Consider the following 21,732-nt stretch of genomic DNA (forward strand, 5'->3'; position numbering starts at 1 on the left):
ATAAACTCGAATGCGCCCCGCTCCCAACTATCAACGACCAGTGCCTTAGCAACGTATCTGACACTCTTTGGCAGGACGGTTACCTCAATTGTCCGGGGCTCATTTCAGAACAAGAACTTTTACCTGTCCGCGAGGCCATGAATCAGTTCCACAAACAACAAATTCCTCAGGCATTTATCTATCTCTATGATGAAACCTGGACCTTGTTTCTCAGGCTTCGCACCCTCTTGAGTAACTTTCTCGGCGATAACTACCGCATACTCCCACATTTTTGGGCTTGGTATATTGAACCCGGAAAAGGTAAGGGCTGGCCGCCTCACCGCGATAGCGCCGACCAGTCGGTAATAGAGTTATACGGTCAGGAAATGCTGGTATCTCTCAGTCTTTGGCTTCCGTTAACGGATGCCACTCCGGATAACGGCTGCATGTCTGTCCTGCCGCTGAGTTACGAACGGCAATACGATGCTCCGATAACGGAACCTTCACAGATCCCCCTACAGGATGTCCTCTGTTTACCGGCAAAGGCAGGATCTCTTCTCGGTTGGCGACAGGACTTATTCCATTGGGGAGGACGTAGCCACGCCTCTGCCAAAGAGCCGAGACTAAGCCTTTCCCTTGAGTTCCAAAACGCCGCGCTGGATCCGCTCTGTGAGCCTTTGTTTGATCCTCAAAACCCACCTACTCCGGAAGAGCGTCTAAGCCTGATTATCCAGCAGTTCGATAAATACAAACATATCGCCGATCTACCGGATAACATTACAAGCTAGGCGGAGAATTTACAGGCGCCCTCTTAACAGGCGCAAAGCGTTAAGCGTTACCAACACTGTTGCCCCCGTATCTGCGACCACGGCCATCCACAGGCCCGTCATTCCCAATAGGGTCGTCACCAGGAATATTCCCTTTAGGCCTAAGGCAATCGTCACATTCTGATGGATATTGGTCATGGTTTCACGACCGCGTCGGATCAAACTTGGAAGATCTTCTAGCCTGTTTTGCATCAGAGCAATATCTGCGGCCTCGAGGGCAACATCGGTTCCTCCGCCCATGGCAATTCCCACGTCCGCAATCTTCAACGCCGGGGCATCATTAATACCATCGCCCACCATAACAACGGTACCGCTCTGACGCAGGCTTTCTATTTCAGCCAGTTTATCCTGTGGCATTAATCCCGCTTTCACTGCGAGGCCGAGTTGCTGTCCCAGAGCTGCCCCGGTTTTGGGATTATCCCCGGTCAGCATAATGGTCTCAATTCCAAGATTTTTTAACTGAGCTAAGACATCCGGGGCCGCCTCACGAGGTTTATCACGTAAAGCGATCAGCCCACTCAACACTCCGTCAACACTCACGAGAACAACGGTTTTCCCCTGCTCCAGAAGCTGTTTCACCTTATCTGATATGGCTTTGTTGTTCGCAAGATCTTCAGATAAATAGTCCGTAGATCCAACGATGATGTCATGACCATTGACCGCACCACTAGCGGCTTTTCCCGTGATGGACTGGGCAGAGGTCACCGCTGGGATGGTTATATTTTGTTTCTCAGCATAGGAGACAATTGCGGATGCCAGAGGATGGCTTGATCCTCTCTCAACTGCAGCTGCGAGCGTGATCATTTCCACTTCATCAAGCAAAGAAAATACGTCAGTTACTTCTGGCTTCCCCTCTGTAAGTGTCCCCGTTTTATCAAAGGCCATGGCTTTAGTCCGAGACAAGATTTCCAAGGCAGCGCCCCCCTTGATCAAAAGGCCATTACGTGCCGAAGCTGCAAGAGATGAAGTTACCGCCGCGGGAACAGAAATAACCAACGCACAGGGGCAGGAAATAATAAGGAGTGTCAGAGCTTTATAAACCGAAACCGACCAACTCTCAGCAAACATTAACGGCGGGATGACCGCCACCAACAATGCTACAATCATCATTGCTGGCGTATACCAGGATGAGAATCTATCGATAAATCGGGCGAACGGCGCCTTGTGTTCTTCAGATTCTTCAATCAGGCGAATAATTCGATCAAGGGTGTTATCGCCTGCTTCCGATGAAACCCGAAAACGGGTCAGGTTTTCCAAAACCAGCGCCCCAGCCAGAGCAGCTTCGCCCTCTTCTCTATTACAGGGAATTGATTCACCCGTAAGCGCTGATTCGTCCAGTACTGCAATTTGGTCCAGAACAACACCATCGGCAGGTAATCTCTCACCCGGCCGAACTTCGATGACATCATCTATAGAAAGAGTATCGGCGGGAACTTCATGACTGTTCGTTCCATTAACAAGGCGAGCTGTCTTTGGCTGCAACTCCAACAACAGGGTCACGCCTTCACGGGCCTTATTGGCCGCGCGTTGCTCTAATGCCTCCCCAATTAAGAAGAGGAAAAGAACCATTGATGCTTCGAGAGCTTCACCTAAAAGAAGAGCGCCAATTGCCGCCACTGTCATAAGGGTTTGAATGCCAAAATATTGACCAAATCGAATGGAGCGCACTGTGTTTAAGAAGATCGGTACCATACCAATAAGGGCCGAAATACTGTAGAAAATGCGAGAATTTTCAGGCCAAACCTGGCTGAGAGCAACAGCAAGAATTAAAAAACCACCAGCAAGAGCGACCTTACTCCAACTTTGATTTAAGCTTTTTTTCAACTGCTCAATCAAACCAAATTTTGCTTTAGCTTTTGAACTGGAAACAGGGTGATCGTGTTCAACGGCTTTCGAAGAACAGCAACTAGATTTTTCTTTAATTTTTGCAGGGGCATTTTCAACATTATCATTGGACAGGCTGTAACCCAGTCCTTTGACGATACCCTCAAGCTGCATAGCTGACACTTGGGCCGGATCAAAGTCTGCGTTCAGTCTCTCCCGCGCGAAAGATATGCGCGCGCTATGAACACCTGATGCCCGTTCAACTGCCTTCTCAATAGTCTTGGCACAACTGGGGCAATCCATCCCGCTAATGATCCAAGCCCGGTGATGGTGTGCTGCCTTGATCTCATCCAAAACAGCTTCAATAACAGCTCTTGCATCTTCACCACCGACCCACGCAACAACTTTACGGGTTACTTCCAGCTCAGAAATTTCTGGAAATTCTGTTAGACGATCGAAAATCCTCTGTCGACAATCATTACAGTTTTCTGCTTCGGGCATGAAGTCAGCGAGCGATAGACTATGAGACATAAAAAATACCTACACATGAACAATTATTCATATGAATATATTTTCATATATAGCGTAAGTCAAGCCTTTGACCGTTTGATTTAGAATTTCCCGGTAACTTACCAACCTCCGCCGCCACCACCGCCGCCGCCGCCGCCTGAAGAACCGCCCCCTCCAGAGAAGCCACTACCGCTGGAAGATGAACTCGGCGGGGTCGATGCTGCAGAGACAGTATGGGAGATTCCTCTTCTTAGGCCTGATACAAAATTTGAATTTCCATAACCCGACCCATACGAATCATAATTTCCGCTATACCAGTCAGGCTCGTATTGTGAGGGTTCTTTATTCATTGCAATCAAGTGACCGTTCAATCTATCCAGCCACTGATCTTCCACCCCCAAAGCCATGGCGTAGGGTAAGTGCTGCTCAAATAATTTTTCGGTAAACTCGGGTTCTTTTCCTATCGTTTTGAGCCTATCGCTCTCAGCAACAGTGAGATAGTGCTGATATCCCTCGAGCACATCCATAACTTTACGCCCTTTAACAGACGGGGCTTCGAGGAGGTGTCGAAAAAGAAGAGCCACAGTAAAAATCAAGGTGATGATACAATAGATTTCTATCGAAAGACTTTCCCCTGTAATTTCTTCGATCAAGGTTAAAGCCAACATTGGAATTAACAAGTATATAGAAAGAGATAACTTACTTGCCAGGGACTTTGAAAACCCAATTGTGTTTAATAACCAGGCAACCAATATGCTAACGCCAGGCAAATAAACGCCGGCAAATATGCCAATAAAACCCATGATAAAGACACCCGGCACCATCATGTCGAGATTGGAATTAGCCAAAGACATAAACACTCCGATAAAGCCAATCAAAAAGCCAAAGATCCACTTGCCCATATTTATTGAGAAATATCCTTCGCGGTATTCCGAGCGAACCTCTTCTTGAAAATTATCAAACGTCGAAGAAAAGGTAGAACTATAAACATTATCCAAACAAAACTCTTCTCCGACTTGAGGAACCAGCATACCAAGAATTTTTTTCTCACCTTTTGGTAATTTGGATATGTTCCCGAAATCACATCTCGTTATACGATAATCACTGCCTTCTTGCCTGATGGTTATAAAGCCCTTTGTCGCCAAACTTGTTAACGCTGTACTAAAAGCTGTTTCTTCGTTGAATTCATTCCGAAACCCATGGTTAAGAACAAAACCAACTGCGGCAGGAGACATACCCTTAGGCGCTGAAAATTGAGGAATGATTATGCCCTTTTCGGGATCGAGCCCATAAAAGTACCAAATGATGAGGTAGTAAAATGTCATGATAACCAACGCGGCAAAACCAGCAACAAGGCCCAGGTTGTCTCTGATCACCATTTCGGTTTGCTCATAAGCGCTTGGTGCTGTCACAAATCCTTTGGGCCATGAAACTGCAACAGATAGTCCTTCACGACTACGCAATATCTTCGTGGTTTCAACGGTCAACTGGTTTTGATTTATGTCGCTCTTATAAGAAGCTCCCTGCTCTCCCTGATACCCGGTATAGGCAGTTGACTGAATAATATCCGCCCCCAAGGGTAAGTTTATTTTGGCCCTGACTTCATCGATCGGAAAATCCCAACCATTGCCAGTTATGTTCCAATAAAGTTCATCCACATTTTCAAGAAACGTGATTTGGCGTGTCGTCTTATAACGGAGTTCGTATTGGTAACTTCCCTTTGGTAAAAAATAATCCTTTTGACCAACATATATGCGGATCCCGTTGCGTAAATCTTCGGTATGGTAGGAATCAGGAACACCATCGCGTTTCACAGAAATCAGTTCAAAACCAACGTTGTAATTCTTGCCATCTACCTTGTATTTAGTCGGAAAATCCCGATAGATGCCTCGTTTGATTTTTTGCCCCTGTGCTTGGACCGTTATGGTTTCAGTTATAATCAAACTGGCATTTTTTTTGACAACAATGTCCGAAACGTAACGGGTGATACGTTCTTCAACCGCCATTGCGGCCTCTGGAATAACAAAAGCAAACTGAATTAAAGTGAAGAATACAAAAGGTAATAACCGTGTAGAGAAAATACTCATAGTTTTACTCCAGGGGCCTGCCTGTCTTGGGGGTTTTCAATTTGAAAATAATCTGCGCGCGTAAAGTTAAAACGCTTGGCAATCAAAACACCAGGGAAAGCCTCAACCCCAATGTTCATGATGCGCACGGCCCCGTTATAGTACCTTCGGGCCATCTCAATATCGTTTTCTATTTCCGTCAAAGAATGTTGGAGGTTTAAGAAACTATCATTTGCTTTCAAATCCGGATAGTTTTCAACGACAGCAAAAAGGTTCACCAGAGAATTGGCGAGCTTTCCTTCAGCCTCTCCACGTTCCAATACCCCGCCTTTGCGGGCATTAACACATTGGCCTCGAGACTCGATAACTTCGGTCAGGGTATTTTTTTCATGCTTTGCATAGCCCTTAACCGTTTCAATTAAATTTGGAATAAGGTTACTGCGTTTTTTGAGCTGAACATCTATTCCGCTCCAGCCCTCAGATACTTGCTGACGAAATCGCACAAGCCGGTTGTAGATTAAAACACCCCAAAACAAGATTAAGGGCACTTCTCCGCTTTGTTGAGTAGATTTAGGATTTCAAATAGAGCATAGATTGATTATCTGGAATGGATGATTGTCTAATTTTGAGTTTGAAGTATTCGGTATCCTTGATGCCTCTGGCTCGCTTACGGATCATTCCTATACTGACATTACCAGCCTCTATCCTGGCGCTTGTGAGCTTGTGTTTGGCGTAGTTGCAGATGCCCACACAATGTTTCCGTAGGGATTTCGCGAACTTTTTTAGATAGAGCATCTGTGACTGATCTGCTATCAGGCACCAACGTTCCAGTTGCTCCGCCATCGCCTCAAATGAAGCGGCACTCCACAGCAGCTGAAGCTGTTCTTTCAAGACGTAAAGTGCATTCAGGTTGCTATTGCTCTCCAGCAACCTTTGCAGCTTGTCACTTTGTTTTTCACTCAACTTATCCGCATTTTTGAGCAACAGATAATGTGTCCCTTTCATCAACTCTTTACCACTTGGATCGGCCTTTCTGAACTCAAGTCGACGCTGATTATGGATAGCTTTGCTGTAGTTTTTCATGACGTGGAAACGGTCAAATACTATGTCGGCCAACGGCAAGGACTCTCTGACAGCCTTTTGGTAGGCAGGCCCCATATCCATCGCTACGGCCTTTATTTTGCAGGCTGTATCTGGTTGCAGTTGTTTCAAAAACCTTGAAAAAACCTCGGCAGTTCGGCCTGCTTCAACCCAGATCAGATGACCGCCAACCATATCGTAGACCACCGTCATGTAGTCATGACCTTTCGCCCGGGCAACTTCATCTACACCAATATATTCCAAGCCAGTTAGCTCTGCAGGATCAAGCGTAGGGAGAGTTTCAATAAGGTATGCCCTGTCGATATTCTTGACCGTTTCCCATCGTATATCCAAATGTCTGGAAACCGCTTGAATAGACATATGCCGACATAATCCACTGATCAGTCGGCAAAATCGGTGAGTGAAACGGCACCCTTTATCAACAAAATCACACCCCTCAATGCGGCGTTCGCCCTTGTTAATATAAACCTGCGCCAGCTCAATCTCGACCACACAAGGATACCCAAAAAGGGGGATGTCGTTTACTTGTCGGCGGACATGCTGGTTGATGCTTCCCTTCTGGCCTGTAGCAGGGTCTATAGCCCTCCTACGCGCGTCTCGGCTGCAGTGAATGACAATCTTAACACCGCCGTCATCCAGTTTAATTTCATTTACACGTTGCCCTTTGAGGCCTAAAATATGCTGCGAGATGTTGATTGTCATATACCTGCTCTATGTAAAGTTATCAGAAACCATACATATCAACAGGTTACTTGGCGGTCGGCATCTTTTTCTACTCAACAAAGCGGAGAAGAGCCAGATTAAGAATAAGAAGCCCAATAAAATCATAGGGTAATAAGAAAGCGGCATCATTTTCATTCTTTGTTAGAAATAAAACTGACGTCACTATACACAGCGTGTAAATCACTGCCATCCAAAATAGTATCAGATGTTTGTTTGGATAATATTAGAGTTAACTATGGTCTTCCAATACATGATGCGCCATATCCGCGATAACATGGCGGATATGGTCATCTGCAAGCTCGTAGAGCACACGGCGTCCTTCTTTGCGGGAAACCAAAATACGGGATTCACGCAATTGACGTAAATTATGACTGGTGAGGGACTGGGATTGTCCTGTCGCTTCAGATAACTCATTCACAGAACAGGGTTTTTCAAAGCAGCAAAGACATAATTTAAGCCGACCTTCGTCGCCCAAGGTCCTAAAGATCCCGCTGAGGTTCACAAGTCCCGTTTCCCCAAGTTCAGGCAGCCCAAAACAACAATCAGCTTCATCTTGATTTATCAGCGAATTACTTTTTACTGCCCCAGACTTACAGTCTTTGTGACTACTCTCTACCACGCCAAGATCCTATTGGTTACCAAAATATAGGCCACACCCGCTCCCCGGTTTTAGTTAACCAATGGTGTGAAAGTTGATGGCGCTGGTTCAACCACGTTTATCAAATCTCGTTCAAGCGTCAAAATCGCAAGACCGCGTTCACTCCGCCCATCTACATGGAGGCGGAAGACCCCATCAAGACCGGAAAATCCCTGAGGGTTGGTTAAAACCGCCTGAGAATAATTTACAGCGGTAGACTGACTTTCAGCCTGCCTTGCAATCACAGCTGCCAAAGCAACGGTATCATAGGCAAGCGATACGATGCGGGGTGGAACCTTACCGTAAAGAACTCTATATCGACTTTTAAAGCTATCCCAGTGGGCCTGAGAAGGTGCAGCGTACCAACTTCCGACCAGAGCAGGTTCCCGACCTAATTTTGGATTATTCCAAAGCGCCGTACCGAGATATTTTACCTGACCGGGGTCAACATCAAAATAATTCAACAAGGGCGCAACGGTCAGAAGCTGCTTCCCTCCTGCAGGAACAATAATCGCCTGATAATCAGGGGGATTAAGGGTATCTCGTCCCTTGAGGCGTCTTAGAGCCCTCTTTGAGGCAGTATCCCCTTTAGCTTTCAAATTTGCTTTATGGGAAAGCAAAGCCTGATGTCGTTGATTGTAATTAGCTATTGCTTTGACTTCATCCGTCAAGTCAGGGTCCTTGGGATTAAAGAATCCCAGACGAGAAATTTCAAAATTTGATCCGTATGACTGAATTTGTAACGCACTTACTATCCGGCGCCCGTAAACATTATCTGGGGCAAATACAGCGATTTTTCGTATGCCCTGTGACGCAGAATAGTCAACTACCCGACGAATTTGCTCTTCCGGAGTAAGTCCAAGTACATAAACCCCATCACCCGCCACGGCTTGATCGTTGGAAAAAGACAAAACATTGATACCAGATGACCGGGCAAGGGGGGTTACTGCAGAAACTGATGTAGCAAAAAGAGGACCGATCACAAGATCAACCTTCTCTGTTACCAAAGATTCCATGGCCCCGCGTGCACCAGTAGGAGTCCCCGCAGTATCGCGAACGATAAGGTCAAACTTCTCTCCGGAAACATCAAACAGTGCCAACTGAGCGGCGTTTAACAATGCCTGTCCCACAGCTTTGTGACGCCCACTTAAGGGAAGCAAAAAGCCAACCTTCGTTCTGCGTTCAGAAATAATAACCGTCTCTGTTTCAATATCAGCAAAGGGACTGGATTCTTCAATGACTTCCGGTTCTATAGGCGCAAGAGGTTCCTCGACAGGTTCGACTTCAGCGACGGTTTCTTTAACCTCAGGCTTTTCAGCCGTTGCATCTGGCCCTGTTTTCATGGTTGTCTGACAGGCAGAAACAAGCAGTGTAAACACGACGACCACGGACAGGGCACCAACCCTGCGACCCAAAACCGCTAAGTATCCTGACAAGAAAGTTGCCAACGTTGAGCTCAAAACACTCATCCTCTTCAAATCGCCCTACAGATAAAACTTCACGGGCTAATAAAACATCTACCGAAGAACAAGCCAACAGTGCAGATGTTCCAATCGGAGAAAAACCAGAAGCAGCACTTTACCTCGTTGCGACCCCTATCGGCAACATGGGGGATATTACGGATCGCGCAAAAAAGATCCTCGCGGCTGCGGATCTTATCGCCTGTGAAGACACTCGGGTCACACGAAAGCTAGCTCAGGCCTTTGGTTTTACCGCCCCTCTCATTGCTTATCATGAGCATAATGCGGATAAAGTACGACCAATCCTTATTGAAAAGGTAAAAAAAGGCAATGTTGTGGCCCTGGTATCAGATGCAGGTACACCCTTGATCTCTGATCCCGGTTACAAATTGGCAAACACAGCGGTAGAAGAGGGAATCGGCCTAACATCTATTCCAGGTGCTTCTGCGCCAATCACGGCTCTGATTCTCTCTGGGCTTCCAACTGATCGGTTTTTCTTCAACGGATTTTTACCGAACAAAACCGGAGCCCGGAGCAAAGCGTTAAAAGAGCTCACGACCATCCCTTCAACACTTATTTTTTTCGAATCAACACACCGCCTAGCGGGAAGCCTTGCTGATATGGCCGCAGTTCTTGGAAACCGCCCTGCAGCAGTAACCCGTGAGCTTACGAAAATGTTCGAAGAAGTCAGGAGAGGTCCTCTTCAAGAACTCGCCGATCATTATCAAGAGGCCGGAAACCCCAAAGGGGAAATTGTTGTCGTCGTCGGGCCACCAGCCACAGAGGTCACGGAGCTGAGTGAGGACGATCTCGACACTCAAATCAAGGATGCACTGGAACACAATACTTTAAGAGACGCAGCAGCGCTGGTAAGCACCGCAACTGGCTTGCCTAAAAAGAAAGTATACCAACGCGCGCTTGATTTATCGAAGAATAAGTAAGAGCCCTCGGTGTCCACTTTGAAAAACAAGAATGGTATCGACCCAAGAAGATTAAAAGCGCAGAAAAAAGGGCGTTATGCAGAGCTACTGGCTTCCTGGCTTCTCCGACTTAAGGGTTATCAAATACTTGAAAATAACTATAAAACCAAAGTCGGCTAAATCGATTTAATTGCTAAAAAAGGCTCAGTGATTTGTTTCATAGAGGTAAAAAAACGAGCCACAAAGGCAGAAGCAGCCGAGTCAATTTCTACAAAACAGAAAGCGCGTATTATCCGCGCAGCCGAAAATTTCTTAAGGCAGCATTCCGGCTATCTTAGCTACGATCAAAGATTTGATGCCGTTCTTATTGGTGCCACAGTTATTCCATACCATATTAAAAACGCTTGGCAGGTCGATTGACCTCCATACTATCGAGTTATTATCACAGAGTTATCTAAAGTATCAGGTCAGTTAAGAGGAGTGAGATCACTATGACCACTATGGGGACATTTAATCACAACCGGTCTAGTGAGCGGGAAAGTACGCAGAAAGTATCTACCAAAATAGTATTAAGCCTACTTGGGCTCATCGCGCTAAGCGGCTGCAGCGCAACAGGCGCAGCCATCGGTGTAGGAGCCGCAGCTGCGAATACTGCAGCGGAGGAACGCTCCTTTAACAAAGCCGTTACCGATGTTCAAATTCAGATAAAAATTAACGACTTATTACTCCAAGAAAACATCGACATCTTCCGCAAAGTAAATATTCAGGTGAGTGAAGGTAAGGTTTTACTGAGCGGAAATGTTGAGCTACCCGACCACAGGATAACGGCGGTTAAACAAGCATGGAAAGCTCCCGGAGTGCGTGAAGTCATCAATGAAATTGAAATAAACAACGACAGTGGCATAACTGATTATGCTCAGGATGTTTGGATATCTACACAATTAAAAACAGCCATTATTTTTGATAAAAAAGTGACCTCAATAAACTACAACATTGATACCGTTAACCAGAATGTTTATCTCTTGGGTATCGCTCAGGACGAAAATGAGGTCAATCGAGTCATCGCCCATGCTAAAGACATTGACTATGTCAAAAGAGTCGTCAGTTATGTTGTTTTAAAAGACAGCCCATCGCGGAATCAATAACTGTCTTTAAGAAAAAAGTACCCGGAGAAAAGTAGGCCTCGGGAATACCAGCGACGATAATAATGAAGTTCACACATATGCTTGATAGAAAACCGCTAGATCACTCAGAAATCGATACTTTTCTTCAAGCTATAGGCCAAGCCGAAGATGGTGACATCAACTTGGCCGAATGTGCTCTACAGCTCGCCGCCGATGATCGAGAAATTACCTCTCTAGATCGTTATAAAGACCATTTGAAGTGTCTGGTGAATGATGCACATTCGTTGATGGCTCAAATCCAATCCAATGAGGCGGAACCTACCTTAGGTGATTATCTAAGTACCATTGAAACCGTACTTTATGACCTGCATGGTTATAAGGGCGATAAAGATGATTACGATAATTTAGAGAATGCCAATATTATCTCTGTGATTGATCAACGAAAAGGTCTGCCCATTGTCCTAGGTATTCTCTATATCCATATCGCCCGCGCTCTTAGCATGGAAGTAGATGGACTTAATTTCCCCGGACACTTCTTGCTCCGAGCGGTAAGGGGAAAAGAACGCCAAATCATAGATCCTTTCCAACGCGGCGAGATCAGAAACACCCCCTGGCTAAGGAAAACATTAAAATCGTATCTCGGTAAAGATGCTGAACTGACGTCTGATTACTCCCGTAGTGTTTCCAACAGAGGCATTTTGTTACGGTTACAGAACAATGTTAAAATACGTCTTATTGAAGCCAAAGAGCCCGAAAAAGCCCTCGCAGTTTTGCAACAAATGTTACTCATAGCACCTCAGGAACCTTCTATTTGGAGGGAAACCGGTATGCTACAGGCCTTCTTAAATAATATTTTGGCTGCAATTAAGACACTAGAACACTATCTAATGATCGAAGAAGACCCAAGAGGGCACCCAGAGACTGCTATTTTATTACAGCAGTTAAGAACACAGTTGAATTGACCAATTACGGATTAAAATAGATGACTCTCTCCGTTGCCATCCAAATGGACCCTGTATCAACCATTGATATCATTGGTGATAGCTCCTTTATCTTAGGGCTCGAGGCCCAGAAGCGGGGATACAAATTATTCCATTATCTGGCTAGAGACCTTTCCATGAAGGGTTCACGGGTATATGCCAAAGTTAGCCCAGTCGTGTTCCGAAAAGAACAAGGAAACCATGCCAGTTTGGGTGAATCGCAAATGATGGATCTGGAGGACATCGATGTTATCCTTATGCGTCAGGATCCCCCTTTCGATATGTCCTATATCACAGCGACCCATTTGCTTGATCATGTGCACCCCAAAACTTTGGTCGTCAATGACCCAAGCTGGGTACGAAACTGTCCCGAGAAGCTCTTTATCGCTGAGTTTCCAGAACTAATGCCCCCGACCTTGATCACGAATGATCTTGAAGAAATCAAGGCCTTCAGGGCTGAATACAAAGACATTATCGTAAAGCCTCTCTATGGAAACGGTGGTGCAGGAGTTTTTCATATCAAACCTGATGATGAAAACCTGAACTCTGTTTACGAGCTTTTCGAACAGTATTACCGCGAGCCGATTATCGCTCAGTTATATCTTCCCGATGTTCGCAAAGGTGATAAACGCATTATCCTGATCGATGGTGAACCAGCTGGTGCTATCAACCGCATACCTGCTGAAGGAGAAGCTCGCTCAAACATGCACGTAGGGGGGCGTCCTGACCCAATTGGCCTAACAGAACGCGACCACGAAATTTGCGCCGCTATTGGACCAACCCTCAAAGAACGCGGTTTGATTTTTGTCGGTATCGATGTGATCGGTGATTACATGACAGAAATCAACGTCACTTCGCCAACAGGTATCCAGGAAATCAATCGTTTCAACAACGTAGCTCTTGAAGCAGATATCTGGGATGCCATTGAAGGTAAACTGAACAGATAAAATACAGGGCAGCCCAAGCGCTGCCCTTATTATCCCGGCCTTAATTCTTTTCTATTCTGCAATCAATTTGGAGACTTCATCCCAAACCATATCCACGGTAATATCCACAATATTATCACTGCTGGAGACTACGGGTTTTATCCAGTCTGAATAGGAAAAGTGGTAGCTTTTGATAAATATCCCCACAGCTGCCAAGCTAGACATCGCTGCCAAATTGAGACCAAAACTATCATTCCCGACATAAAAATCACAGCTCTGCAACAAAGCATGGCTATGATGAAGCGGTACTTTTTTCGTCGTCAGATCAATAAAACGTTCTGGCTGATCTGTTCTGGCAAGTATCCCCTCAGAAACATGCTTTACATCACCGGCACCAAATAACAGAATTTGCCCTGGAAATTCTTTAAGAAGCCGCTCAGCAATGGCTGAGTAACCTTCCGTCCCCCATTGCTTAAACTCGGCACTTGCATTTACACCAAGAGCAATCATTTGCGTCTTTTCAGGCAGTTCTAGATTAGAAAAGGCAGTTTCGACAACATGATCTGGCTGCCGAAATCGAACATCGCTGTAATCATAAGGAATTCCAGCGTCATCCATAACCAGCGCAGCATGGTTCATAAAAGCAGGTAAAGGAACAGACTTTGGGGTCTGGGTCCCTTTGTTAAGAAAGAACCTATTCCAGGATCCTTTGAAATAATAGCCAAAGCGCCTCTTAACACCAGCCATCATCATGGCAAAAGCTATGCCGGTTGATTTGTGGAATACAAAGGCGGTTTCGATCCCGGCCTCTTTGGTCAATTGACGTAATCGCCCCAAGTCAGCTTTACCGGAAACATCCTGATCACGTGCTATCGGTAAGACAGAACTCACCATGTCAACTTCGGAAAAAAGTTCGCTGATTTCCCGGCCCTTTTTACAGGCAAGAACCACAGACTTACCCGTAGATCGCTGTTGTATCGAACGAATGAAGGGAAGGTGGAACAGGGTATCTCCCAATCCCCCCCCCGTAACGACAAGTGTTTTACCTAATTCGGACATACGAATATGGAGTCCTATTTTCGAACTTAAGATATGCTTCCAAGACAACTATAACAGACATAAATGATCAATAGTCCTAGTACGATGTAAATTTAAAATGCCAATATATTTATACTTATCAAGACCCTTGGTGACTTGAAATTCCAAGTACCGCGGTATGACGATCGCTTTCCAATAGAGCTTGAAAGCGTTGTGGGTTTAAGCATTCTGTATCTGCACGCCCAGGAATGGATCGACTGTGGTAAATATGAAGAACAGGCGAAGTGTGATTTGCCGTAATTCGCCTTACACCACTCCTGATAAGCCTTAAGGTGAAATCTGAATCTTCACACCCGTGACCAACATAGCTTTCATCAAAACCATCAACCTTGTAAAAATCATCCTTCCAGACAGCTAGATTACAAGTTTGAACTTGCTCCCAGTTTTGCGATTTACTCTTTCGCTTTTGTTCAGATTGCGGAAGGGGAATAAATTGAAAGGGTCGATTGCATTGGGCCGTAATCCCCAACAGGAAAAGAACAGGACGGGACCACTTGAAAAACCTCCACCCTTTTTCAAGGGCCTTTTTAGTGAACCCGCTCTTTAGGTAAATCCGTCGGCCAGCGACCAACCAGCCTTTTTCTGCCAATTTTCGATGAGATGATATAAAGTCGGGCATGAAGCAGCAATCACCATCACTGAAAATAAGGTAATCCCCTTCTGCAAGGCCAACCGCACCATTTCTCGAAGCAGCAAGTCGGTATCCGTCATCTTCTTGCCAATAGTGTTTTATTGGAATTGAGGACCTTTCAGCATAAGAATTGATAAGATCCACGGTCTCTTGCTTAGAACCATCATCAGCAATAATAACTTCAAAGTTTCTATCCGTCTGGCTTTCGATGGAACGCAGAACCGGTTCCAGCGCCTGCGGCCAGTTATAGGTGGATATAATTACGCTGATTTTTGTCGCGGGGGTCATAATAACTCCAGAGTATAAGTAACTCAGTGCAGATCTATCGATCAAAACACCTGTTCAGGTATCTTTTAGATCTTTAGCACCGTTCTGCCAAACTTCTTTGTTTCGAATTAATGCCACCAGAAGTAAAAATCTCCTCCCTGATAAAAATATGTGCCATAAGAGAAACAACACAGGAGAGTATGCGTGATCGAAAAAAGTTTATCCCTCGCACTTTGGGCCGTAAATCTAGATATTCCTTTAAGCTCATTGGCTGAATGGGTTGGTCAGATAAGAACACGCGTTGAAAGTGCCAAAAATGCAGGTGCTGACCTTCTTATTATGCCTGAATACGTATCAGAACAGTGGATGTCGTATGCGCCTTCTGGCATATGCCCAGATGAAGAGATCCCTTGGATGGTCACACAAGCTTCTGAGGCAAAAGAGTTATTGAAACAGCTTGCTTCCAGCTATGAAATTGCTCTTTTGGCCGGTACATTCCCAGTAGCTACGGATGCAGACGACGATATGTCTGAAGAACCCGTCAATGACAATGATGGTTATTACAACCGTGCCCACCTTTTCCTGCCAGATGGCACCTACATTACCCAAGACAAGCTTAGCCTTACCCCAAACGAACAGGATCCCAATGCCTGGTGCCTCACCCCGGGTAATAAGCTAAAGGTCTTCACATGGCGGGGTGTTCGCATGGCAATCCTGACCTGCCTGGATATTGAAATGCCTGCACTCTCATCTCTTATCGCGGATCAAGATGTTGATCTTATCCTTGTACCTTCGATGACGTCGAAGCTCGCTGGTTATAATCGGGTTTTTGGGTGTGCAAAGGCCAGAGCAATTGAACTTCAAGCCGCTGTTGCCGTTGTAGGCCCCATTGGCGCGACAAGTTTTTTAGGGGGCAAACGCAAAAACCAAACCTCAGCTGCTGCTGTTTATCTTCCCTGTGAAGAAAGTCTCGGTCACACGGGCATTGCCACTGAAATATCACCTTCAGATACCACAGTGGGCCTTGGTCCTTTGATTATCGCAAAAGATCTTCCCATAGAAGAGATTAGAGAGCTGCGTAACGGATCTGCAGAAGTCTGGCCTGGTGGGTGGACGGCTGACCACATCTCGGTAGAGGAAGTATAATTTTCCGGCACTTCTCCGCTTTGTTGAGTAGATTTAGGAGGCACTTCTCCGCTTTGTTGAGTAGATTTAGGATTTCAAATAGAGCATAGATTGATTATCTGGAATGGATGATTGTCTAATTTTGAGTTTGAAGTATTCGGTATCCTTGATGCCTCTGGCTCGCTTACGGATCATTCCTATACTGACATTACCAGCCTCTATCCTGGCGCTTGTGAGCTTGTGTTTGGCGTAGTTGCAGATGCCCACACAATGTTTCCGTAGGGATTTCGCGAACTTTTTTAGATAGAGCATCTGTGACTGATCTGCTATCAGGCACCAACGTTCCAGTTGCTCCGCCATCGCCTCAAATGAAGCGGCACTCCACAGCAGCTGAAGCTGTTCTTTCAAGACGTAAAGTGCATTCAGGTTGCTATTGCTCTCCAGCAACCTTTGCAGCTTGTCACTTTGTTTTTCACTCAACTTATCCGCATTTTTGAGCAACAGATAATGTGTCCCTTTCATCAACTCTTTACCACTTGGATCGGCCTTTCTGAACTCAAGTCGACGCTGATTATGGATAGCTTTGCTGTAGTTTTTCATGACGTGGAAACGGTCAAATACTATGTCGGCCAACGGCAAGGACTCTCTGACAGCCTTTTGGTAGGCAGGCCCCATATCCATCGCTACGGCCTTTATTTTGCAGGCTGTATCTGGTTGCAGTTGTTTCAAAAACCTTGAAAAAACCTCGGCAGTTCGGCCTGCTTCAACCCAGATCAGATGACCGCCAACCATATCGTAGACCACCGTCATGTAGTCATGACCTTTCGCCCGGGCAACTTCATCTACACCAATATATTCCAAGCCAGTTAGCTCTGCAGGATCAAGCGTAGGGAGAGTTTCAATAAGGTATGCCCTGTCGATATTCTTGACCGTTTCCCATCGTATATCCAAATGTCTGGAAACCGCTTGAATAGACATATGCCGACATAATCCACTGATCAGTCGGCAAAATCGGTGAGTGAAACGGCACCCTTTATCAACAAAATCACACCCCTCAATGCGGCGTTCGCCCTTGTTAATATAAACCTGCGCCAGCTCAATCTCGACCACACAAGGATACCCAAAAAGGGGGATGTCGTTTACTTGTCGGCGGACATGCTGGTTGATGCTTCCCTTCTGGCCTGTAGCAGGGTCTATAGCCCTCCTACGCGCGTCTCGGCTGCAGTGAATGACAATCTTAACACCGCCGTCATCCAGTTTAATTTCATTTACACGTTGCCCTTTGAGGCCTAAAATATGCTGCGAGATGTTGATTGTCATATACCTGCTCTATGTAAAGTTATCAGAAACCATACATATCAACAGGTTACTTGGCGGTCGGCATCTTTTTCTACTCAACAAAGCGGAGAAGAGCCGTTTACTTATTTTAATACAAATTCAGTGTCATGAAATATTCACTTTAGAAAAATAGTGCTTGCGTTTATGTTCGAAAATGAACATTTATTGAAACTAAGAATACTTACTTATTCCCTGAGGAGCAGATTATGGCGGTTCGTGTAGCGATTAACGGTTTCGGTCGGATAGGCCGACTTGTACTTCGAGCCATCATTGAATCTGGCCGTGATGATATTGAGGTTGTTGCCATTAATGATCTTGCCTCGGCTCAGGCAAATGCACACCTGTTAAAGTATGACTCGGTTCACGGAACTTTGCGTAAGAGCATCAAAGCCGATGATGGTGCTCTCATTATCGAAGGTAAGCGTATTGCGGCTTTGTCTGAACGTAACCCGGCTGACCTTCCCTGGGGTGAGTTGAATGTCGATGTTGCGCTCGAATGTACGGGGCTCTTTACCAGCCGTGAAAAAGCGTCTCTCCATCTTGAAGCTGGTGCCAAAAAAGTATTGATCTCTGCGCCTGGTAATAATTCTGATCTCACCGTCGTTTATGGTGTAAATCATGACAAAATCACTCCTGAACACAAAATTGTCTCGAATGCTTCTTGTACCACGAATTGCCTTGCGCCAGTTGCGCACGTTCTGAACCAACTGGTTGGTTTGGAAGAAGGCTTTGTGACAACTGTTCACGCCTATACAGGTGATCAGAATACAGTTGATACCATGCATTCCGACATGCGTCGGGCGAGAGCAGCTGCACTTTCTATGATCCCAACCTCAACAGGGGCTGCCCGTGCCGTTGGCTTGGTTTTACCTGAATTAGCCGGAAAGTTGGATGGTACCGCAGTGCGTGTTCCAACGGCCAATGTTTCCCTGATTGATCTCGTCTTTACGGCTGGACGAAAAACAACTGCTGAAGAAATAAACGAAGCTATGCAGATCGCTGCTGAAGGGCCTCTGAAAGGAGTGCTTGATGTGAACGATGAGCCGCTGGTTTCTATTGATTTTAACCACTCGCCTGCGAGTTCGACCTTTGATTCGACGCAAACCCAATTGGTTGGGGATCGTCTGGTTCGGGTCTTGAGCTGGTATGATAACGAGTGGGGGTTCTCCAACCGTATGGTTGACACTGCTGTCGCCCTGGGGCTTAGCCTCTAGGTCTACTTGATCAGGAGGAGGTAGAGGGCTTCCTCCTGATCTTTTTTTAGCAGTGCTTTTGCGAGAAATGAAATTATAAAATTAAGTCGGCACGGATTGGCGTGCCGTTTCTGTGTTTAAGGGTTTCGCGCATTGCGATAAAACTGTCGTCGTTAAGCCAAGCAATTGTAACAGAAAAATGTTATGACATTTAATGCAGGTCATTGTCCTGTAATGAAATAAAATGAAAAGGTTTCAGGAATGAAGCGTAAGCGCCTTTGTAAGATTGTTGCGACCCTCGGCCCGGCGAGTTCTGAGAAAGAGACCATCGCGGCTCTTTTTGAAGCCGGTGTTGATACTTTCCGCCTGAACTTCAGTCACGGAACCCATGAAGATCATAAGGTTCGTTACGACCTTATTCGGGAAGTGGAAAAAGAAGCTGGTCGCCCTATCGCTGTGTTGATGGATCTTCAGGGGCCAAAACTTCGTGTCGGTCGGTTTGCTAATGATAAAGCTGAATTGGTAAATGGCAGTACTTTCCGTTTGGATATGAAAGATGAGCTCGGTGATGCAACCCGGGCCACCTTACCCCATAAAGAAATTTTTCAGGCGATAGAGCCCGGTACAGATCTATTGCTCGATGACGGGCGTATCCGGCTTCGGGTTACGGCAGTAACAGACGCGGAAGCTACGACTGAAGTTATTGTTGGCGGCATCTTGTCGAACAATAAGGGCGTAAATGTTCCGGGTGTTATTCTTCCCCTTTCTGCGCTTACGGAAAAAGATCTGCTGGATATGGAGTTTGGTCTTGAGCTGGGCTGTGATTGGTGTGCACTTTCTTTTGTTCAACGACCTGAAGATATTCTCGAAGCAAAGCGTTTGGTTAAAGGGCGTGCTGGTGTAATGGCAAAGCTTGAGAAGCCTTCTGCAATTGAGCAGTTAGAGGCTATCGTTGAGCTGACAGATGCTGTGATGGTTGCCCGTGGTGATCTGGGTGTTGAGCTTCCACCAGAAAACGTGCCTGTGCTTCAAAAGCGGATCGTGAGGATTTGCCGTGAATATGGCAAGCCGGTCGTGGTTGCAACTCAGATGCTTGAGACCATGGTATCAGCACCAACGCCAACAAGAGCCGAAGCTTCAGACGTGGCGACGGCTGTTTATGATGGTGCAGATGCGGTTATGCTTTCGGCAGAATCTGCAAGTGGGGCATATCCGCTTGAAGCTGTTGCGATGATGAACCGTATCATTGAAACAATTGAACAGGATCCGCTCTACGTTAAATTAGTGCATGCAGATGAGCTGGCGCCAAATCCAACTGAGGCTGACGCCATCAGTGATGCAGCACGCCATGTCGCCGATCTTATCAATGCGAAAGCCATCGTGAGCTTTACGACTACGGGCAGTACCGCATTTCGTGCTGCGCGAGGGCGCCCGAATACACCTCTGCTCGGTTTAACGCCTGACCTTAGGGTCGCGCGTAAAATGGCCCTGATCTGGGGGGTGCATTCTGTGAATACACGTGATGTCAGCAGTTTTGGAGAAATGGTCGGGAAGTCCACTCGTATTGCGCGCCGTGAAGGCTTCTGTGAAAACGGCGATCAAATCGTTATTACCGCGGGGGTTCCCTTTGGGACACCAGGCTCAACAAATAACCTTCGAATTGCGACTGTAGGTCAACATGAAAAGCCTGACCCAATCTCTTAGGTTTTTTAAGATGATTTGACTTTAAAAAGGCAGCCAGAGGGCTGCCTTTTTTATAGCTTGTTAATGGGGATTTTCAGGTAATGGTCGCCATCGTCTTCTGCTGGTGGGAGTGAGCCTGCGCGCATGTTTACTTGTATGGAAGGGATTAAGAGGGCGGGCATGGCAAGTTGTTTGTCTCGGTCTGTTCGCATTTTGATGAACTCTTCTCTCGTGATGCCTTCGTGCGTATGAAGGTTTTTTTCTCTCTGCTCTTTGACGGTTGTCTCCCAGGCAATCTCGCGGCCATTCGGGGCGTAGTCATGGCAGGTATAGAGGCGCGTGTCATCAGGTAGGGCGAGTATTTTCTGAATAGAATCATACAGCTGACCAGCATCACCACCTGGAAAATCTGCGCGGGCTGTTCCAAAATCAGGCATGAAGAGGGTGTCGCCAACAAAGGCCAGGTCTTCGATATGATAAGTTAGGCAAGCAGGTGTGTGTCCCGGTGTATGGATTGCCCGGCAATTTATATTTCCTAATGAAAATTCTTCGTTGTCTGAAAACAAATAATCGAATTGTTGGCCGTCGGTTTTAAATGAGGATTCTGCGTTGTAGATGGTTTTAAACGTGCGTTGAATTTCTGGAGTGTGATCGCCAACGGCAGTTTTTCCCCCTAATTCCTGCTTTATGAACGGAGCCGCGCTTAGGTGATCTGCGTGGACGTGTGTCTCCAGGACCCAGTGGCAACTAAGGTTTAATTCTTTGAATCGCTTTACAATAATTTCTGCACTCGTGGTCGAGGTTCGACCGGAGTTGGTATCAAAATCCAAGACAGAATCCACTATGGCTGCTTGCTTTGTCTGGGGATCCCAGACGACATAAGAAATTGTGTTACTGGCTTCATGAAAAAATGCTTCAACCTTAGTCTGCATTCTTACCTCCGGATTATGAGTTTGAAGATGATTATAACAGTTGACTTAAATATAGCAATGTTGATATATAGTAAAATATGAATATAAATGATATGGCAGCTTCTGTAGGAGAGGCAAGAGATCTTCTCAAGGCCTTAGCAAATGAGAGAAGGCTCATGATCCTATGTCAACTGGTTGAGGGTGAAAGATCTGTTGGGGTTTTAGTTGAAAAACTAGATCTCGCACAGGCGATGGTCTCTCAGCAGCTGGCAATTCTTAAAAGAGAAGGCCTCGTCTGCTCAAGGCGGGAGGGGCAAAGTATATATTACGCATTGGATAATGAGCCAGCCGCGAAAATTCTTCAGGTACTTTATGATAGTTTTTGCCCGGAGCAGTAGTGCCCTTCGCT

The 21,732-nt window shown here is 46.0% G+C and carries 23 protein-coding genes; 13 read left to right on the forward strand and 10 right to left on the reverse strand.

What is annotated here, in order from left to right:
- Window positions 1-137: 137 nt before the first annotated feature.
- On the forward strand, window positions 138-767 hold the full coding sequence (locus ACOGW3_RS10825) for a phytanoyl-CoA dioxygenase family protein (RefSeq protein ID WP_419902979.1): 630 nt from the start codon (window positions 138-140) through the stop codon (window positions 765-767).
- Window positions 768-776: 9 nt separating this feature from the next.
- On the opposite strand, the gene ACOGW3_RS10830 is transcribed toward ACOGW3_RS10825, so the two are convergent.
- The 4 genes from ACOGW3_RS10830 to ACOGW3_RS10845 form a co-directional block, all read right to left on the reverse strand.
- The gene (locus ACOGW3_RS10830; RefSeq protein ID WP_419902980.1) at window positions 777-3,161 is read right to left on the reverse strand and encodes a heavy metal translocating P-type ATPase; all 2,385 of its coding nucleotides are present in this window, start codon (window positions 3,159-3,161) and stop codon (window positions 777-779) included.
- A gap of 98 nt (window positions 3,162-3,259) precedes the next feature.
- Window positions 3,260-5,227, reverse strand: a complete 1,968-nt coding sequence (locus ACOGW3_RS10835; protein WP_419902981.1) for a DUF2207 domain-containing protein — start codon at window positions 5,225-5,227, stop codon at window positions 3,260-3,262.
- Window positions 5,224-5,742 carry a LemA family protein gene (locus tag ACOGW3_RS10840; RefSeq protein WP_419902982.1) on the reverse strand — a complete coding sequence of 173 codons (519 nt, stop codon included), beginning with the start codon at window positions 5,740-5,742 and terminating at the stop codon, window positions 5,224-5,226. Before ACOGW3_RS10840 ends, ACOGW3_RS10835 begins: the two co-directional genes overlap by 4 nt.
- Before the next feature lie 34 nt (window positions 5,743-5,776).
- Window positions 5,777-7,009 carry an ISL3 family transposase gene (locus ACOGW3_RS10845; protein WP_419901077.1) on the reverse strand — a complete coding sequence of 411 codons (1,233 nt, stop codon included), beginning with the start codon at window positions 7,007-7,009 and terminating at the stop codon, window positions 5,777-5,779.
- Between ACOGW3_RS10845 and ACOGW3_RS10850 the strand changes: the two genes are divergently transcribed.
- The gene (locus ACOGW3_RS10850; RefSeq protein WP_419902983.1) at window positions 6,996-7,142 is read left to right on the forward strand and encodes a hypothetical protein; all 147 of its coding nucleotides are present in this window, start codon (window positions 6,996-6,998) and stop codon (window positions 7,140-7,142) included. The genes ACOGW3_RS10845 and ACOGW3_RS10850 overlap by 14 nt on opposite strands.
- Before the next feature lie 117 nt (window positions 7,143-7,259).
- Here ACOGW3_RS10850 and ACOGW3_RS10855 read toward each other — a convergent pair whose 3' ends face one another.
- Window positions 7,260-7,649 (reverse strand): ArsR/SmtB family transcription factor, encoded by a 390-nt coding sequence (locus ACOGW3_RS10855; RefSeq protein ID WP_419902984.1) that lies wholly within the window; start codon window positions 7,647-7,649, stop codon window positions 7,260-7,262.
- 50 nt (window positions 7,650-7,699) lie between these two features.
- Window positions 7,700-9,127 (reverse strand): penicillin-binding protein activator, encoded by a 1,428-nt coding sequence (locus ACOGW3_RS10860; protein ID WP_419902985.1) that lies wholly within the window; start codon window positions 9,125-9,127, stop codon window positions 7,700-7,702.
- Here ACOGW3_RS10860 and rsmI point away from each other — a divergent pair.
- The 6 genes from rsmI (at window position 9,118) to gshB (ending at window position 13,098) form a co-directional block, all read left to right on the forward strand.
- A complete protein-coding gene (gene rsmI, locus ACOGW3_RS10865) occupies window positions 9,118-10,068 on the forward strand; it encodes a 16S rRNA (cytidine(1402)-2'-O)-methyltransferase (protein WP_419902986.1) in 951 nt (316 codons plus the stop codon). The genes ACOGW3_RS10860 and rsmI overlap by 10 nt on opposite strands.
- Window positions 10,069-10,086: 18 nt before the next feature.
- A complete protein-coding gene (locus tag ACOGW3_RS10870) occupies window positions 10,087-10,227 on the forward strand; it encodes a hypothetical protein (RefSeq protein ID WP_419902987.1) in 141 nt (46 codons plus the stop codon).
- A 9-nt stretch (window positions 10,228-10,236) separates the two neighbouring features.
- A complete protein-coding gene (locus ACOGW3_RS10875) occupies window positions 10,237-10,467 on the forward strand; it encodes a YraN family protein (RefSeq protein ID WP_419903036.1) in 231 nt (76 codons plus the stop codon).
- 71 nt (window positions 10,468-10,538) lie between these two features.
- On the forward strand, window positions 10,539-11,192 hold the full coding sequence (locus tag ACOGW3_RS10880) for a BON domain-containing protein (RefSeq protein WP_419902988.1): 654 nt from the start codon (window positions 10,539-10,541) through the stop codon (window positions 11,190-11,192).
- A 77-nt stretch (window positions 11,193-11,269) separates the two neighbouring features.
- Entirely contained in the window at window positions 11,270-12,133 is an 864-nt protein-coding gene (locus ACOGW3_RS10885; RefSeq protein WP_419902989.1) for a SirB1 family protein, read from the forward strand.
- 20 nt (window positions 12,134-12,153) lie between these two features.
- The gene (gene gshB / locus ACOGW3_RS10890; protein ID WP_419902990.1) at window positions 12,154-13,098 is read left to right on the forward strand and encodes a glutathione synthase; all 945 of its coding nucleotides are present in this window, start codon (window positions 12,154-12,156) and stop codon (window positions 13,096-13,098) included.
- A 51-nt stretch (window positions 13,099-13,149) separates the two neighbouring features.
- On the opposite strand, the gene ACOGW3_RS10895 is transcribed toward gshB, so the two are convergent.
- Together ACOGW3_RS10895 and ACOGW3_RS10900 are read right to left on the reverse strand one after the other, a co-directional pair.
- The gene (locus ACOGW3_RS10895; RefSeq protein WP_419902991.1) at window positions 13,150-14,136 is read right to left on the reverse strand and encodes a glycosyltransferase family 9 protein; all 987 of its coding nucleotides are present in this window, start codon (window positions 14,134-14,136) and stop codon (window positions 13,150-13,152) included.
- Between the two features lie 118 nt (window positions 14,137-14,254).
- Entirely contained in the window at window positions 14,255-15,139 is an 885-nt protein-coding gene (locus tag ACOGW3_RS10900) for a glycosyltransferase family 2 protein (RefSeq protein WP_419902992.1), read from the reverse strand.
- A gap of 138 nt (window positions 15,140-15,277) precedes the next feature.
- Here ACOGW3_RS10900 and ACOGW3_RS10905 point away from each other — a divergent pair, with 138 nt between their 5' ends.
- The gene (locus ACOGW3_RS10905; protein ID WP_419902993.1) at window positions 15,278-16,219 is read left to right on the forward strand and encodes a nitrilase-related carbon-nitrogen hydrolase; all 942 of its coding nucleotides are present in this window, start codon (window positions 15,278-15,280) and stop codon (window positions 16,217-16,219) included.
- 66 nt (window positions 16,220-16,285) lie between these two features.
- Here ACOGW3_RS10905 and ACOGW3_RS10910 read toward each other — a convergent pair whose 3' ends face one another.
- Window positions 16,286-17,518, reverse strand: coding sequence for an ISL3 family transposase (locus tag ACOGW3_RS10910; protein WP_419901077.1), 1,233 nt, complete (start codon window positions 17,516-17,518; stop codon window positions 16,286-16,288).
- On the opposite strand from ACOGW3_RS10910, the gene ACOGW3_RS10915 reads away from it, so the two are divergent.
- The 3 genes from ACOGW3_RS10915 to pyk all read left to right on the forward strand — a co-directional run bounded on the left by ACOGW3_RS10915 (window position 17,505) and on the right by pyk (window position 20,433).
- Window positions 17,505-17,669 (forward strand): hypothetical protein, encoded by a 165-nt coding sequence (locus ACOGW3_RS10915; RefSeq protein ID WP_419902994.1) that lies wholly within the window; start codon window positions 17,505-17,507, stop codon window positions 17,667-17,669. The genes ACOGW3_RS10910 and ACOGW3_RS10915 overlap by 14 nt on opposite strands.
- 73 nt (window positions 17,670-17,742) lie before the next feature.
- Window positions 17,743-18,750: a type I glyceraldehyde-3-phosphate dehydrogenase gene (gene gap, locus ACOGW3_RS10920; RefSeq protein ID WP_419902995.1), complete on the forward strand. Its 1,008-nt coding sequence runs from the start codon at window positions 17,743-17,745 to the stop codon at window positions 18,748-18,750.
- A gap of 240 nt (window positions 18,751-18,990) precedes the next feature.
- Window positions 18,991-20,433 carry a pyruvate kinase gene (pyk, locus tag ACOGW3_RS10925; RefSeq protein WP_419902996.1) on the forward strand — a complete coding sequence of 481 codons (1,443 nt, stop codon included), beginning with the start codon at window positions 18,991-18,993 and terminating at the stop codon, window positions 20,431-20,433.
- A 50-nt stretch (window positions 20,434-20,483) separates the two neighbouring features.
- On the opposite strand, the gene ACOGW3_RS10930 is transcribed toward pyk, so the two are convergent.
- On the reverse strand, window positions 20,484-21,344 hold the full coding sequence (locus ACOGW3_RS10930) for an MBL fold metallo-hydrolase (RefSeq protein ID WP_419902997.1): 861 nt from the start codon (window positions 21,342-21,344) through the stop codon (window positions 20,484-20,486).
- A gap of 92 nt (window positions 21,345-21,436) precedes the next feature.
- Between ACOGW3_RS10930 and ACOGW3_RS10935 the strand changes: the two genes are divergently transcribed.
- The gene (locus tag ACOGW3_RS10935; RefSeq protein ID WP_419902998.1) at window positions 21,437-21,721 is read left to right on the forward strand and encodes an ArsR/SmtB family transcription factor; all 285 of its coding nucleotides are present in this window, start codon (window positions 21,437-21,439) and stop codon (window positions 21,719-21,721) included.
- The last annotated feature ends 11 nt before the right edge of the window (window positions 21,722-21,732 follow it).

The organism is Kiloniella sp., from assembly GCF_965205715.1.
Lineage (GTDB): Bacteria > Pseudomonadota > Alphaproteobacteria > Kiloniellales > Kiloniellaceae > Kiloniella.

Bases quoted from the DNA above. Each gene is read 5' to 3' on its own strand.
- ACOGW3_RS10825 (WP_419902979.1), top strand. From the start codon at position 138: ATGAATCAGTTCCACAAACAACAAATTCCTCAGGCATTTATCTATCTC.
- ACOGW3_RS10830 (WP_419902980.1), bottom strand. From the start codon at position 3,161: ATGTCTCATAGTCTATCGCTCGCTGACTTCATGCCCGAAGCAGAAAAC.
- ACOGW3_RS10835 (WP_419902981.1), bottom strand. From the start codon at position 5,227: ATGAGTATTTTCTCTACACGGTTATTACCTTTTGTATTCTTCACTTTA.
- ACOGW3_RS10850 (WP_419902983.1), top strand. From the start codon at position 6,996: ATGTTGATTGTCATATACCTGCTCTATGTAAAGTTATCAGAAACCATA.
- ACOGW3_RS10845 (WP_419901077.1), bottom strand. From the start codon at position 7,009: ATGACAATCAACATCTCGCAGCATATTTTAGGCCTCAAAGGGCAACGT.
- ACOGW3_RS10880 (WP_419902988.1), top strand. From the start codon at position 10,539: ATGACCACTATGGGGACATTTAATCACAACCGGTCTAGTGAGCGGGAA.
- ACOGW3_RS10885 (WP_419902989.1), top strand. From the start codon at position 11,270: ATGCTTGATAGAAAACCGCTAGATCACTCAGAAATCGATACTTTTCTT.
- gshB (WP_419902990.1), top strand. From the start codon at position 12,154: ATGACTCTCTCCGTTGCCATCCAAATGGACCCTGTATCAACCATTGAT.
- ACOGW3_RS10895 (WP_419902991.1), bottom strand. From the start codon at position 14,136: ATGTCCGAATTAGGTAAAACACTTGTCGTTACGGGGGGGGGATTGGGA.
- ACOGW3_RS10915 (WP_419902994.1), top strand. From the start codon at position 17,505: ATGTTGATTGTCATATACCTGCTCTATGTAAAGTTATCAGAAACCATA.
- ACOGW3_RS10910 (WP_419901077.1), bottom strand. From the start codon at position 17,518: ATGACAATCAACATCTCGCAGCATATTTTAGGCCTCAAAGGGCAACGT.
- gap (WP_419902995.1), top strand. From the start codon at position 17,743: ATGGCGGTTCGTGTAGCGATTAACGGTTTCGGTCGGATAGGCCGACTT.
- pyk (WP_419902996.1), top strand. From the start codon at position 18,991: ATGAAGCGTAAGCGCCTTTGTAAGATTGTTGCGACCCTCGGCCCGGCG.
- ACOGW3_RS10930 (WP_419902997.1), bottom strand. From the start codon at position 21,344: ATGCAGACTAAGGTTGAAGCATTTTTTCATGAAGCCAGTAACACAATT.
- ACOGW3_RS10935 (WP_419902998.1), top strand. From the start codon at position 21,437: ATGGCAGCTTCTGTAGGAGAGGCAAGAGATCTTCTCAAGGCCTTAGCA.